The sequence below is a fragment of the Brachyspira pilosicoli P43/6/78 genome, from assembly GCF_000325665.1.
GTDB lineage: Bacteria > Spirochaetota > Brachyspiria > Brachyspirales > Brachyspiraceae > Brachyspira > Brachyspira pilosicoli.
This window is the reverse complement of the sequence record NC_019908.1, coordinates 1,305,507-1,319,551: the sequence shown is the minus strand read 5'-3', so window position 1 is coordinate 1,319,551 and position 14,045 is coordinate 1,305,507. Positions and strand designations below refer to the sequence as shown.

Annotated in this window: 14 protein-coding genes; 9 read left to right on the top strand and 5 right to left on the bottom strand. The window is 27.5% G+C overall.

The features are described from left to right. Nucleotides 1-125 precede the first annotated feature (125 nt). Together BPP43_RS05835 and lptB are read left to right on the top strand one after the other, a co-directional pair. Complete coding sequence (locus BPP43_RS05835; protein ID WP_013244714.1) at nucleotides 126-662, top strand: ferritin; 537 nt, start codon at nucleotides 126-128, stop codon at nucleotides 660-662. A gap of 29 nt (nucleotides 663-691) precedes the next feature. After that, entirely contained in the window at nucleotides 692-1,519 is an 828-nt protein-coding gene (gene lptB, locus BPP43_RS05830) for an LPS export ABC transporter ATP-binding protein (protein WP_013244715.1), read from the top strand. 618 nt (nucleotides 1,520-2,137) lie between these two features. On the opposite strand, the gene BPP43_RS05825 is transcribed toward lptB, so the two are convergent. Next, entirely contained in the window at nucleotides 2,138-2,944 is an 807-nt protein-coding gene (locus BPP43_RS05825; RefSeq protein ID WP_013244716.1) for a ZIP family metal transporter, read from the bottom strand. Between the two features lie 131 nt (nucleotides 2,945-3,075). On the opposite strand from BPP43_RS05825, the gene BPP43_RS05820 reads away from it, so the two are divergent. The 4 genes from BPP43_RS05820 to BPP43_RS05805 all read left to right on the top strand — a co-directional run bounded on the left by BPP43_RS05820 (nucleotide 3,076) and on the right by BPP43_RS05805 (nucleotide 5,745). Beyond that, nucleotides 3,076-3,405, top strand: a complete 330-nt coding sequence (locus BPP43_RS05820) for a histidine triad nucleotide-binding protein (protein WP_013244717.1) — start codon at nucleotides 3,076-3,078, stop codon at nucleotides 3,403-3,405. 19 nt (nucleotides 3,406-3,424) lie between these two features. Beyond that, entirely contained in the window at nucleotides 3,425-4,243 is an 819-nt protein-coding gene (locus BPP43_RS05815) for a TatD family hydrolase (RefSeq protein ID WP_013244718.1), read from the top strand. A 72-nt stretch (nucleotides 4,244-4,315) separates the two neighbouring features. After that, nucleotides 4,316-4,978 carry a hypothetical protein gene (locus BPP43_RS05810; RefSeq protein ID WP_015274433.1) on the top strand — a complete coding sequence of 221 codons (663 nt, stop codon included), beginning with the start codon at nucleotides 4,316-4,318 and terminating at the stop codon, nucleotides 4,976-4,978. Between the two features lie 20 nt (nucleotides 4,979-4,998). Continuing rightward, nucleotides 4,999-5,745 carry a hypothetical protein gene (locus tag BPP43_RS05805; RefSeq protein ID WP_015274432.1) on the top strand — a complete coding sequence of 249 codons (747 nt, stop codon included), beginning with the start codon at nucleotides 4,999-5,001 and terminating at the stop codon, nucleotides 5,743-5,745. A gap of 400 nt (nucleotides 5,746-6,145) precedes the next feature. Here the strand turns inward: BPP43_RS05805 and BPP43_RS05800 are convergent, their stop codons facing one another. The 4 genes from BPP43_RS05800 to BPP43_RS05785 form a co-directional block, all read right to left on the bottom strand. Next, nucleotides 6,146-8,353: a transcript cleavage factor gene (locus tag BPP43_RS05800; RefSeq protein ID WP_013244721.1), complete on the bottom strand. Its 2,208-nt coding sequence runs from the start codon at nucleotides 8,351-8,353 to the stop codon at nucleotides 6,146-6,148. Nucleotides 8,354-8,357: 4 nt separating this feature from the next. Next, nucleotides 8,358-9,338 carry a tetratricopeptide repeat protein gene (locus BPP43_RS05795; RefSeq protein WP_013244722.1) on the bottom strand — a complete coding sequence of 327 codons (981 nt, stop codon included), beginning with the start codon at nucleotides 9,336-9,338 and terminating at the stop codon, nucleotides 8,358-8,360. Nucleotides 9,339-9,444: 106 nt separating this feature from the next. After that, nucleotides 9,445-9,864 (bottom strand): PepSY-like domain-containing protein, encoded by a 420-nt coding sequence (locus BPP43_RS05790; RefSeq protein WP_013244723.1) that lies wholly within the window; start codon nucleotides 9,862-9,864, stop codon nucleotides 9,445-9,447. A 14-nt stretch (nucleotides 9,865-9,878) separates the two neighbouring features. Beyond that, complete coding sequence (locus BPP43_RS05785; protein ID WP_013244724.1) at nucleotides 9,879-10,271, bottom strand: PepSY-like domain-containing protein; 393 nt, start codon at nucleotides 10,269-10,271, stop codon at nucleotides 9,879-9,881. A gap of 292 nt (nucleotides 10,272-10,563) precedes the next feature. Between BPP43_RS05785 and BPP43_RS05780 the strand changes: the two genes are divergently transcribed. The 3 genes from BPP43_RS05780 (at nucleotide 10,564) to rimO (ending at nucleotide 13,994) form a co-directional block, all read left to right on the top strand. After that, entirely contained in the window at nucleotides 10,564-11,226 is a 663-nt protein-coding gene (locus BPP43_RS05780; RefSeq protein WP_013244725.1) for a LolA family protein, read from the top strand. A gap of 24 nt (nucleotides 11,227-11,250) precedes the next feature. Beyond that, complete coding sequence (locus BPP43_RS05775) at nucleotides 11,251-12,609, top strand: helix-turn-helix domain-containing protein (protein WP_013244726.1); 1,359 nt, start codon at nucleotides 11,251-11,253, stop codon at nucleotides 12,607-12,609. A gap of 62 nt (nucleotides 12,610-12,671) precedes the next feature. Beyond that, nucleotides 12,672-13,994 (top strand): 30S ribosomal protein S12 methylthiotransferase RimO, encoded by a 1,323-nt coding sequence (gene rimO, locus BPP43_RS05770; protein WP_015274431.1) that lies wholly within the window; start codon nucleotides 12,672-12,674, stop codon nucleotides 13,992-13,994. The last annotated feature ends 51 nt before the right edge of the window (nucleotides 13,995-14,045 follow it).

Below are 14,045 nucleotides of genomic sequence, written 5' to 3'. Positions count from 1 at the left end.
AGTATAATATTTATTATTATACTATACAAAAATATGATGTCAACATTTATAAATTAAAAATAACATTTTCTTGATATATTTGTTATAATGTTATACAATATTTATATAATGATAGGAGTTATTATATGTCTATAATAAAAGAAGATATAATTAAATTATTAAATGAACAGTTAAATAAAGAGCTTTATTCTGCTAGTCTTTATTTTAATATGGCAGGCTGGTGCGATAAAGAGGGATTGAAAGGATGCAGCCAATTCTTATATGGTCATTTTAAAGAAGAAACAACTCACTTTGAAAAGTTTAGAGATTTTATTAATAAAGTTGGCGGACAGGCTATTATTACAGAGATGAAAGCTCCTCAAAGTAAATTCAAATCTGTAGAAGATTTATTTAAAGCTATATTAAAACATGAAGAATATGTTACTTCTTGTATTAATGAATTAGTTGGAAAAGCTATGGAAAGTAAAGACCATATTACAGTAAGGTTTTTAGATTGGTTTATACAAGAGCAGCTAGAAGAAGAGGAATTATTTAATGAAATATTAAGCAAAATAAAAATGCTTGGAAATGGAAAATTAGAAGGAAGAGACCTTTATACATTTGACGGTATTATGGCAGATTTTGATTCTAAAAAACATTCTGCTTCTTCTAATGAACAATAATAAAATATAAAATAATAAAGTGAGGGTATATGTTTCATAAGTTTTTAAATATTTTTAAAAAGAAAGATAAGGATATACCCTCTGCAAATAGACTTACAGTAGATAATTTTTTTAATTATGATAAAGAAAATCCTTCAGAAATAAGAGCAGTCAATTTAACAAAATTTTACGGCAAGAGAAAGATAATAGAAAATATTTCTTATAGTGTAAAGCAAGGCGAAGTAGTTGGGCTTTTAGGACCTAATGGGGCAGGAAAGACAACTAGTTTTTATATTACTGTTGGTTTTGTTACAGCTACTAATGGAAATGTTTATTTAAATGATATAGATATTACTAAGCTTCATATGTATCAGCGTGCTCAGCTTGGTATAGGTTATTTACCGCAAGAAGCTTCTATTTTTAGAAAACTTTCTGTTGAGGATAATTTGCTTTCTATACTTGAATATAATGATGCTTTAACTCAAAAGGATAGAATGGATATTACAGACAGACTTCTTGAAGAGTTTAATATCACTCATGTAAGGAAACAAAAAGGATATACACTTTCAGGCGGTGAGAGAAGAAGATGCGAGATAGCAAGGGCATTAACTGTAAACCCTAAATTTATTTTATTGGACGAACCATTTGCAGGAGTTGACCCTATAGCAGTTATTGACATACAAAATATAATAGCTTCATTAAAAGAAAAAGGACTTGGCATATTAATAACCGACCACAATGTACGCGAAACTTTAAGAATTACAGATAGGGCATACATAATGGGTAATGGTAAAATATTAGTTCAAGGAAGCCCAGAAGAGATTATAGCGAATCCTTTGGCACGTAAGATTTACTTAGGTGAATCTTTCAGTATGTGATATATATAACTATATTTTTCTAAATTTATTATAAACTTTTTCCAACCTTCGCATCCATACCTAAAGGTACTTCTTACGGTTGCCCTGAAAGGCTCCCTTCAGTCGCTTTGCAGACTTCGTTAAAAAACCAAAAAGTGCGAGTGTTTTAACTTTATATTTTTGGAATATATAAATCTAAAATAATGTTTATATTTTTATCTGTACATAAAAGATATATTTCATAAAATGCAGTCTTTTTGCTTCTTTGGGTCACGCCTCCGGCACTTCCTTCGGTCGCCCTGAAGGACTCCCTTTGGTCGCAAAAAAAGTGGTGTGCTACCCTAAGGGCACGCTTTGCAGGGGGCAAAGCCCTGCAAATAATAAAAAAAATAAAAATTTTATTGTTCTTTTTCTTACTTTCACGGTGTGGGCTTCGTCAAAGTTTTTACCATTTGGGTACGCTTCTCGAAAATGCAATAGTTTTAACTTTATATGTTTGGAATATTTATAAAATATAATATAGCATATGTGTTTTGGTAAAATGTAATCATTAAAGAATCATATACGAAATATATTATTTTCCTTTATAATAACAAAATATAAAAACTAAATTTTGATAAATTTAAAAAACTTCAGTATTTATCCTAAAGCAACATCTAAAACCATCATTATAGCAAAACCAAATATAAAGCCAAATACTCCAAAGTGATTATGCTCTTCTGCAACAGCTTCTGGAACCAATTCTTCTATAACAACATATATCATAGCACCTGCAGAAAATGATAATGCTATAGGAAGTATTAATGTAAGTTTAGTAACAGCAATTGCACCTATCACAGCAGCAATAGGCTCTACTATTCCAGATATTGCTCCAAGTAAAAAAGATTTTGATTTTGAAACACCTGTACTTTTAAGAGGTAATGAAACAGCAGCACCTTCTGGGAAGTTTTGAAGACCTATACCAAGTGCTAAAGCTAAAGCAGCATTAAAACTAACCCCGCTATCTCCTATAGAAAAAGCTCCAAATGTTACACCAACTGCCAAACCTTCTGGTATATTGTGTAATGTAATTGCTAAAAATAATAGTATACTTTTTGATAGCTTTACTTTAGCGCCTTCAGTTTCTTCATGACCATTAACTATATGCATATGCGGTAACGATTTATCTAATACCCATATAAAAAATGCACCAAATAAAAAACCGCCAACAGGTATAAGCCAATTTGGTAAATTAGTATTTTCTGATAGTTCTATAGAAGGTGCAAGCAAAGACCAAAAACTAGCAGCAGTCATTACCCCACCTGCAAAACCATACATAGTAGCAAGCAGTTTAGGTTTTATTTCAGATACAAAGAAAAATACTAATCCTGCTCCAAGTGCTGTAAAAGCAAATGTAATTCCACCTCCAAATAGTGCTAAAACAACTGGTGATGCATTCTCTATCATTAATTACCGCCTTTTTATTTTTTTTGTTTTTATTTTATAATTATATATATTATTAAATTAATTTTCAATACTAATTAGTAATAATTATTAATAATTTTCTATCTTATTAATAAATATAGGAGTTTTATACTATGAGTAATGATTGTATATTTTGTAAGATTATTAAAGGTGAAATACCTTCAAAGTTTATAAAAGAAAATGAATATTGTGTTGTATTTAAAGATTTAAATCCTAAATCTGATGTTCATTTGCTTGTTGTACCAAAGAAGCATTTAAAAGATATAACAGAGATAGATAATGATTTGATGGGAAAAGTGTTAGATACTATTAAAGAGGTTGCTAAAGAGAATAATTTAGAATCTTTTAGAATAGTTAATAATTGCGGAGAGAATGCTGGTCAGAGCGTATTTCATTTGCATTTTCATGTTTTATCTGGTGCTAATTTAAAAGACAATTTTTAAAAATTAATTAGGAGTTATTATGATAGATAGTCATTGCCATCTTACTTATATATCTAAGAAGGCTAAAGATTTGAAAGAGGTTTTGGAGAGAGCAAACAAGGCTGGAATATATTATTTTGTGGATATAGGTGTTCACCCTAGCGATATAGATGAGCGTTTATATATATTATCAGATGCTGAAGGCGTATTTTTTAGTATGGGTTATTATCCAGACTATGCCAATGAAAATGATGAACATACTATTAAGGCTTTTGAATTAAAAATAAAAACTATAAACAAAAAAACTTTAGAAAACAGGAAAAAACTTATTTATGCTGTTGGAGAAATAGGATTAGATTATTATCATGATGATTCCAACAAAGAGGAGCAGAAGAAATTTTTCAGTGCTTTATGCAATGCTGCAAAAAATGTTGATCTTCCAATACTCATTCACAGCAGAGATGCATTTAAAGATACTTTTAGCATACTTAAAGAAGCAGATATACCAAAAAGAGGAATATTTCATTGTTTCAGCGGAAATGTGGAAGATGCTAAAAATGCTTTAGATTTGGGATATATACTTTCTTTTTCTGGTTCTTGTACATATTTAAAGAATGATTTTTTAAGAGAAGCGGCTAAATATGTTCCTAAAGATATGTTTACAATAGAGACTGATTCTCCATATTTAACACCTCAGAAGATGAGAGGAAGAGCTAATGAACCTAGCTTTATACCATATACCGCAGAAGTTTTGGCAGAGGCTAGGGGAGAGAGCGTTTCTGATATTATGGAGAATGCTTTAATCAATGCTTCAAGAGTTTTAGAGCTTCCTATTGATACTAGCAAACATATAAATTAACATAATTATTTTTGTTTAAGCAAATTATATATATTACGATAATAACTTTTAAGGAAGACAATTAAAAAAACTATGAGAAAATACTTTACTTTTATAACTTTACTTTTTTTATTATCTTTTTTTAATTTACTTCATTCTCAAGATATTTCTTTTGAAGAGCTTTATAACAAAATAAAAGATAATTATACAACTATATATCCAAAACGTTTCGATGCATATATAGAAGGCAAAATAGTAGAAGCTCAAATATCAACTATACCTGCAAAAAATTATCTATCTTCAAAAGACAAAATCAGATTAAAGTTCACTCTCGTACAAAACTCTAAACCAAACATTGTGCTTGAAAATGTTGATAGTTTTTATGCTAAGATGTTTTCTGTGTTTGAAGAGCCTTTGGAGACTGTTGGATTTTATGCTATTGTATCTGAGAGTTATAGTTCACTTTCAAAGAAGTTTACTGTTGATTCTTTAAAAGAAGATAATGATAAATATGAAGTTGTATTAAGAGCTGTTGGTGAAAACAAGGACTATAGTATAAACTACACAATAAATAAAAATAGTCTTTTGGTGGAAAGTGCTGATTATTATAATAAAAAATCAAAAATTTATGATGTTGATATATCATACACAAATATTGATAATTATACTGTTCCTGAAATTATTAAATACAAAAGTTCTGACGGTAAAGTAAACTCTCAAATACAGTTTGTTGATATAAAAGTGTCTTCCAAATAAGTATTATTGGATATTTTATTATGAAAAAATTCTTTATTTTTTGTTTCTTTATTTTTAGCTTTATGAGTTTATATGCTATTAATGATGATATTAATGCATTATTTAATTTGCAAGGCTCTGGGGATATTGTTTATTATAATAGTGATAGCGTTGTAGATAATAATGAATATTCTCAGGCAGATAGTTTAAAAACAAAATTAGAAAGAGATGGATATAAAGTATATTCTATAGTGATAGCAGATGTTTTGGACTCTTCAAAGGGAAATGAGTTTATAGCTTTGATTAGTTCTATTGAAGGAGAGAAGATATCTGTTTATGGAAGCAATTTAGATGAAAAGTTTTCTTATCAATCTTCTAGAATTGGAAAAAATGCTGCTATAGATTTAGAGAGTTTTTATGATAAGAAAAATGAGGTTGGTATTATAAAATATTATATACTCAATGACAGCGGAGAAGATAGGGATATTTATCTTTATATATTTAGAGTTGAAGAAAATAAAATTAGTTTGGTTGCTGATGTATCTTATTATAGAGAGATTAATTCCATGAAGAGTGGTGTTGTAAATGAGATGAAATTTGCTTTTAAAGATATTGATGATGATGGAATAAGTGAGATGTTGGTAGAGTATAAAGAGAGAGTTGTAGGAAGGGCTGAAAAGATAGAGTATCAAATTTATAAATTAAGTAAAAATAAATATGAATGTGTAGCTTCTTCTTGGCTAGATGATGAATATATAGATTTATCTCCGTATTTTAAAAGAGATTAGTTATAGATAAATAAGTATATTTTGTAATAGAATTTTTTTATTCAATTTTTTTGTTCTTTTTCCTGTCGCTCGCACCCACAGGCACTCCTTTCAGTCGCGGTGCGGACTTCGTCAAAAGAACCAAAAAGTGCAAGTACTATACCTTTATATGTTTTGAATATGTATATGCTATATTGTAATACCAACATTTTAAGCTAAAAAAATGCAGCCTTTTTGCTTCTTTGTGTCACGCCGCAAGGGCACTTCCTTAGGTCGCAAAAGAAGTGGGGTGCGGGGCAAAGCCCTGCAAATAATAAAAACATAAAAAAATTACAAACCTACAAAATCTTGGTATATAAAAAATAAAGAGTGCAAGATTTACTACTTGCACTCTTTTTTATTAATAAAAATATTTATTTAATTATATTTTCCAATTTGGGAATCTTTTTAATACAGCTGTTATTATATCAGTTTTGTAATGCTGTTCCAAATTAACTAACTTTTGGAATTCACTAAATACTATTTTTACATCTTCCTCATTTTCTGTTTCTATAAACTTAAGTAAATAAGCCTTATCAAATACTAAATCATATACTATTTTTATTAACTTTCTTCCCTGAGGAGATGTTTCTTTATTATCTAGCATTTTTGATAAATTAGGTATTATACTTAATAAACCTATCATTAGAGAGTTTTTATTAATTTTTATATCTCCCTCTATTTCATCATAATACTCACCGTCAAGTATCTTTTGAGCAAAATAAACAAAAGATTCTGGATATTCTTTATAATGTAAGAATATATCATCTATAGTTTTAGCAAGCATATCAACTTTACCATCAGCAAATAATTTGTTTACTATTAAATAATGGTTTTTTACCTGAGGTGAATACAATATTTTTAATATAATATTATAATATTCATCTGGTTTTCCTTCTTGTATAGCTTTTACAAATTTATCTCTGTAGTTTGAAGATGGTAATATTTCATATATATGAGTATAGTTATCAACTTCTTTTATAAGCTCAGAAAGCATAGGTATATCTTTGTTAGTATCATTTTGTGTTTTTAGATATATTGTGCTTATTATTCTATTGTCGCTAGGAGCTTTTTTATCTTTTGCTGTATCAACAAAATAATTATACATTTCTTTTGCTTCATCAGAGTTTAAATTTGGAGTATAAGTGAGATATTCCATATAGATTTGATATCTTTCAAGGAAATTATCTGTCTTATTAAATTTAGATAAACTCTCAGCATCATAAGTTTCTGCTTCTTCATTATAAAGGAAAGTGTTTTTATCAAATTTCACTGTAGTAGAAGCTCTTACAGATTTCTTAGCATTTTCAAGCCATTTGTTATAAGAAGAATCTGCTATTACTATATGAGGAGCGGCAGTTAATTCTTGTTTTAAATCTTTAGTGTTGATAGTTTTTTTGTATTTTAATATTATAGTAAGAAGTTCTGTAGGATTTTCTTCTGCCATTTTTTTAAGCTCATTTAGTTTATAAGCTTTATATACATTTATATCATCTTCTGGAAGTGTTGTAAGAGATTGTATAGCCATATCAAATGTCATTTTTCTCTCTTCTTCCTGAGATACAAATTTTATTTTTAATTCATTTATGTCTATATATTTAATTTTACCAACGCCAAAATTTCTATGCATAACATATTTGTTTACATCATATTGTATATACTTTTCAAATGTTTCTATACAAGTTTTTGGCTGTTTATTTACATTAGTAATAGTTGATATTTCTTCTATCTTTTCAAAAAGGGTATGATTAGGATATAATTTTGCATAAACATCTACTAATCTATGTCTAAAGAATTTAGCCTTTTTATTATTTTGTGCTACTATAGCTTGTTCATAGTTTAATAAATTTTTGATAGTTTTTAAAGCATCATTAAATCTATTATTTTCAAAATAGTAGAAGAATATTATCTTCCATACATCTATCATAATATTAGCATCAACTAATTCTTTTAAAGCATTTTCATGTTTTAATAAATAGTTGTAATTATCAGGTTCATATTCAAGTACTTTTTTAATATTGCTTTCAGCATTAGTTCTTTTTCTGATTAAATTTCTTTCAAATGCAATTTTATAATAGTGTACAGCACTAGTAATATCTCCTGCCAACTCTTTTGTATGAGCTATTTTTTCAGGTAATTCAGGGTTTGATACATCAAATTTTATTAATCTCTCTAAAATTTCTAGAGCTTCAGCTTCTTTATTTGATATTTGATAATAGCTAGCTAAATATCTTAAAGCATAATCGCATTCATAATATTCATCTAATATTTTTTGTGCAATATATTCTACTATATTCCATTTTTTAGCATTTTTAAATATACCAATAAGTTTATCTAATGTATTATCAGTATAGTTTTGAAGCTTAAGATTTAAAAATCCGCTTGCATATAATGCTGATATATGATTATTATTTTTTTGCAATTGTAAATTAGCAGTATCTAAAGCAGACTTAATATCTTCATTACTATTAATATCATTAATAATTGTAGATAGATCTGCAAAATATTTTACAGTATAATTTAATAAAGGTTTTCTTGTAAAAGTTTCTTCTGAAAATATATTTTCTAATTTTTGTAGAGCTTCTGACATCTGTTTACCCCTTATTTAAAATTTTTATATAAAATTGAAGCAAATCTTTATCTATTTCAGACATTTTTCTGCCCCATATTTTAATTTCATCCATATCTTCTTCTGTATGCCTCATTATCAAATATGTTGTTAAAAAAGCATATGCAGATAAAAGTCTTGGAGCAGTAGCTTCTCTTAATTTTAACTTTCTATAATCTGCTTCTAGTTTAGATATATTTTTTCTTAATTCAAATTCTTCTTCTTTAGTTAATTCTCTTTTAATATCTAAAATATTCATAAGTTCGCCGTAAGCACTCATCCAAGAGATAATTTCTTCCTGACTATTATTATGAATACCCCTTCTTATAATAATATCTCTAATCTCTCTTACTGCATCAATAGTAATTCTTTCAAATTCTATATCTAAAGGAGCATAAAACAAAGCATCTCTAATATACATTTTTGCTTTTTTAGTATCTCCCAATATATGGTTAATTTGTGCTATATTTGAAAGCGTATTACCATTATAAGGCTCTATTACATTTAAATATTCATATGCTTTTAATGCTCTTGAGTAGTCTCCAAGCTCTATAAAAGCATTAGCTAATAAATGCAGCTCATCTTTACCTCTAATCTCTTCTACATTTTTCTGCATTATAGTTGTTATAATGTTATTGTATATGAAGTAATGAATAGCCTTTATTGTTATCAAAGTTTTATTATATGATTTAGTCTTAATAAACTCCTCAAATTTTTTATAAGACAAATCTAAAAACTTGCAGTATTCTAAATAATCTCCTTTAAAACTTTCTATTTTGTCTGCTCTATTAATCCAAAACTTCACACAGGATATATTTTCATATAGATTCGGATATTCAAAGTCCATAGACATAATTTTATCCAAATCTTCCATAGAGTCTTGGAATAGACCTTTTTTTAATTTTTCTTCTACAATTAAAAAAATATCTTTTACTGTTTCTTTTCTCGAAAATAGTTCATCAGCCATAAATCAAAAAAAGCCCTCCAGTATAAAGATATATACTATTCTATAAAATATAATATAATAGAATAATTTTAAATTGTCAAGTAAGCAATAAAGATAAAATTGCATATTAATCATCAAATTTTTGTCCTAAAAGCTGTCCATTAACATCTATATAAAGAGCCATAGAATTATTAAGTTTTACTTCATATAGATTCCATTTCTTTTTTATTTTTGTTATAGTAGTATTTGGGAATGTTACAGATACTGTATTTGCAACTGTTTTTGGCAATATTTCTGGCGGTACTGCTACATAATTGCCTTCTACTTCTTTTAATTCACCATTAATAAAAAACTCTAACTCCACGCCATTTTCAAGTACTATTTCATATTTTTTTCTATCTCTTTCAGCTAATATAATTCTATTATTTGGAAAGAACTTATTTATAAAATCTATAGCACTTTGCGGAAGCTCATTAGGATCAACTTTCCAGTCATCTGCAGCAAGGACTGAGCTGAATATAATTAATAATATAAATACTTTTTTCATTACTATCCTTTTTATTAATCTGGAATCTTTTGTCCTACAAGCATGCCTGAAGAATCTACAAATATATTAATATGAGTATCTAATGTTATAATATAAGTATTCCATTTTTTTACTATTTTTAATATATTTGTATTTGGATTAGTTCTATTAACAGTATACATTACATTTTCTGGTATAAAATCAGTGGGTATAGGCTTATCTTTACCATCTACTTCACACCATGTTCCTGCATCATTAAATATTAGTGAACAATTATCTTCTAATAATACATAAAAACGATTATTTATTTTATTTATGGTTTTTATACTAGTGTTATTAAAATTATTTTCTATAAAAATTTTGGAATTTTCTGGTAAGTCATCTAATAATATAGAGTTATATCCAAATAATTCAAGAGAAATAATCACTATAAGAAATAAACTACTAACAAATTTCCTAATCATATTTTTAAATATAACAAATTTTTTACAAAATATCAACATTTTATGACATAAACTTTACATTACTCAAAATTAAAAAATATATCACTATGTAAATATAATAATTAAAAATAACATTATTAATGCTTGTTTTTTATGGTTTTTTGTTATATTATAGGTATAATCACTATTATTTTATTTTTAGGAAAAAAGTAGAAAATTATGAAAAAGATATTGACTTTATTTATTTTTATTTTCAATCCCTTTGTTTTCGCAGATAATGACTCCAGAGAAAGTTATTAGCATGATGTCCAACAGATTTGCTACTATGAATAGTTTTTCAACTAGCTTTACAGAAAGAAATGGAAGTAAAATAAAAACCGGTACTCTTATAAGTAAAAATCCAAATATATTTAAGTTAGAATATTCAGGTGGTACTAATAGCGATTCTATATATTGTGACGGTAAAACTTTGTGGATGATATTTCCAAGAAAAAAGGTTGTAAGCGAACAAACATTGCATTATGGTGATTCTGGTGCTATTTATACAAAAGCAGGCATATCTAGACTTATATCTAAGTATAATATAGATTTTTATTCTGATAGGGCGTTAAGACCAGTGAGCAGTTTTGACGGAAGTGCTTTAAATATATCAGGTTATAGCAGTTCTCAATATACTGGTGATGATAACAGATTAGCTTATCATATGCTTCTTACTCCTAAACAAGCGAGTGTTGATAGAACTGGTTTTCCTACAATACATTTATGGATTGCTGAAGATGGTATGATTATTAGAATACTTGGAATATCTACGACGAATGTTCCTGTAGAATATTTATTTAAGTCTATTAGATATAATGTTCAATATGATAATAAGACATTTGTACCTGTTATACCTGAAGAGATGCAGGTTTTAAAAGATGGTTTAATATCAGGCAATTAAAAACTTTAAAGGATTTTAAATTATATGGAAACCATAGGACAAATATTAAAAAATGCCAGAGAAAAAAAAGGTCTTACCATAGAAGAGTTAGCGTCAAGCACATATATTGTATCTAAATTTATAAAGGCTCTAGAAGATGAACAGTTTGATTTGTTGCCTGGTGAGATATATGTTAAAGGGTTTATTAAAAATTTAAGTGATAAGCTTTCATTAGATTCTGATGCTATGATAGAGCGTTATAATTTGCAAAGAAATGGAAATAAATTCGAAGAAGATATATCAAAGTCTAGAAAGTTTAAAATAAATCCTAAAAAGAAAGAAGAAAATAAAGAAGCTAAAAAATCAGAAACTAAAAAAGAAGAAATAAAAGAAAGTACTGTTTCTGATAATAATGAAGATTCTAAAGAAGAAACTAAAAAAGAAGAGACTTTAAAAACTAACAGCAGTATTTCAGTAAATAGCAAAACATATACTCCAAATAGTGCTGAGGCAGAATTATTATATATTACAAAAAGAGATTTAAATAAGCTTAGAAATAAAAAAAGCAAAGCTAATTCTTTTGTACCTATTATAATGATATTAGCTGTGTTGGTTATTTTTGCTGTTATATTTTTTAATATAAATAATATAAAAGCTATATTCTCTTCAAATAAGAATAATAATAAAAGAGAAGTTGAGATAGCAAGAAACATTGTTGATAATAATGCTAGGCAGAATGTAAAAACTGGAGATATTATATATTTCAAGCCGCTTGGAATATCTGCTACAATTAAATTTAATAGTATAGGCAATGTTATTAGAATGAATATTAATGGTCAGGATTTATCTTTTTCTAAGAGCAATCCTATAATATTGGATTTGAATGGAAACGGAATTAATGATTTTAAGATAAGTATAATAGAAGTTTATGATAATTTGGCTACTGTGGAGATGGAAAAACTTGAAGAGAATCAGATGATTAATTCTGTTTACAACAATGAAGAAAATACTAATTATTTAAATGAAAATAATATTACTAATAATATGGTTGTAGCATCAGATGTAAAATTGCCTGTGATAGATGGGGAAACTTATATAGAACAAGATACTGAGAAATCAAATATTAGAATAGAGATAACTGCTAAGCATTTTGTTTATTTAAGATATTTTATTGATTCTGGCGGACCGGCTACTACAAATCTTTTAAGCGGTAAAACATTATATTTAGAGGCTAGAGACGTGATGATGCTTACTATAGGTAATGCGGGCGAGGTTGTAGTTAAGGTTAATGGAAAGATAGTTGATGTTGGAGCTCTTGGAGAGACTGTTAATAAAACTATTAAGTGGACTAAGAATTTAAATGATTCTACTAGATACAATTTGATTATGACTGATACTAAATAATTATTAAAAATAAATTAAAAAAATAGTTTTTAGAAAAAAAATAAAAATAAGGATATTGTGATTTGCAAAACATATATTTACATAGTTTAGGCTGCGAGAAGAATACGGTTGATGGCGAGCATATACTTGCTATATTAAATAAAAATGGATACAAGATAGTTGATAAAGCAGAGGATGCAGATGTTATAGTTATTAATACTTGTGCTTTTATAGAAGATTCTAAGAAAGAGTCAATAGATGCTATATTTGACCATTCTCTTTATAAAAAATACGGCAAATGTAAGAGGCTTATAGTATCTGGCTGTATGAGTGAGAGATATAAAGAAAATTTTATGGAGATGTTTCAGGAAGTTGACTCTGCTATTGGTATACATGATTTAGAAAAGATTTTAACTGCTGTAGAGAAAGACGGTTTTCATGATGCTGAAGAGAATACTACATACAAAGAGTATGTTGATAGAATAAATACTTCTACAAATTATAGTGCATACATAAGAATAAGTGACGGCTGTCATGCTAATTGCAGTTTTTGTGCTATACCTTCAATAAGGGGAAAACATAGAAGCAGAAAAATAGAAGACATAGTTAAAGAGGCTAGAGAATATGCAAAAAATGGTGCTAAAGAAATAAATTTAATAGCCCATGAAACTACCTATTATGGTTATGATATATATAAAAAATTAGCATTGCCTGATTTATTAAAAGAGCTTTCTGTTATTGACGGCATAGAATGGATTAGAGTTCTTTATCAAAATCCTGTTGTTTTAAATAAAAGTATAATAGATGCTATGTTTAAAACAGAAAAAGTTGTCCCTTATTTTGATATACCTTTGCAGCATATAGATAAGGATATATTAAAAGATATGAACAGAGGAAACAGGGGATATTCTTTTTACAAGGATATGATAAATTATATTAGAAGCTATGATGAAAATGCGGTTATAAGAACTTCTTTAATTGTAGGTTTTCCTGGAGAGACTGTTGAGAGCTTTAAGAAGTTGGTTAGTTTTGTAAAAAAGATGAAGCTTGATAGGGTTGGAGTTTTTACATATTCTGAAGAAGAAAATACTGATGCTTTGCTTATTAACAAAAAGAAGATTAGTAAAAATAAAAAATTAATGCTTAGAGATAAACTTATGAGAATTGCTCTTGAGGTATCTGAAGAGAGACTTTCTAGGTTTATAGGAAAAAGCATTGATGTACTTATAGAGAAGAAAGAGGAAGATAAGTTTATAGGCAGAAGTAAATATGATGCTCCTGAAGTTGATGGATTTGTTGAGGTTTACTTTGATAAAAAGAATGTTGATAATATCAATATTGGCGATATAGTAAAGGTAAAAATAGTGCATAATACAGAGTATGATTTAGTTGGTAATTTGGAATAAGGTTTTTTTGTTGTATAATGAGAGGAGATTAATGAGACAAAAAAAATAATA

Excerpts from the sequence above, each read along its gene's own strand:
- BPP43_RS05790 (WP_013244723.1), bottom strand. The coding sequence starts at position 9,864 with ATGAAAAAAGTATTTATATTATTAATTATATTCAGCTCAGTCCTTGCT.
- BPP43_RS05820 (WP_013244717.1), top strand. The coding sequence starts at position 3,076 with ATGAGTAATGATTGTATATTTTGTAAGATTATTAAAGGTGAAATACCT.
- lptB (WP_013244715.1), top strand. The coding sequence starts at position 692 with ATGTTTCATAAGTTTTTAAATATTTTTAAAAAGAAAGATAAGGATATA.
- BPP43_RS05825 (WP_013244716.1), bottom strand. The coding sequence starts at position 2,944 with ATGATAGAGAATGCATCACCAGTTGTTTTAGCACTATTTGGAGGTGGA.
- BPP43_RS05780 (WP_013244725.1), top strand. The coding sequence starts at position 10,564 with ATGACTCCAGAGAAAGTTATTAGCATGATGTCCAACAGATTTGCTACT.
- BPP43_RS05835 (WP_013244714.1), top strand. The coding sequence starts at position 126 with ATGTCTATAATAAAAGAAGATATAATTAAATTATTAAATGAACAGTTA.
- BPP43_RS05775 (WP_013244726.1), top strand. The coding sequence starts at position 11,251 with ATGGAAACCATAGGACAAATATTAAAAAATGCCAGAGAAAAAAAAGGT.
- BPP43_RS05800 (WP_013244721.1), bottom strand. The coding sequence starts at position 8,353 with ATGTCAGAAGCTCTACAAAAATTAGAAAATATATTTTCAGAAGAAACT.
- BPP43_RS05815 (WP_013244718.1), top strand. The coding sequence starts at position 3,425 with ATGATAGATAGTCATTGCCATCTTACTTATATATCTAAGAAGGCTAAA.
- BPP43_RS05795 (WP_013244722.1), bottom strand. The coding sequence starts at position 9,338 with ATGGCTGATGAACTATTTTCGAGAAAAGAAACAGTAAAAGATATTTTT.
- BPP43_RS05805 (WP_015274432.1), top strand. The coding sequence starts at position 4,999 with ATGAAAAAATTCTTTATTTTTTGTTTCTTTATTTTTAGCTTTATGAGT.
- BPP43_RS05810 (WP_015274433.1), top strand. The coding sequence starts at position 4,316 with ATGAGAAAATACTTTACTTTTATAACTTTACTTTTTTTATTATCTTTT.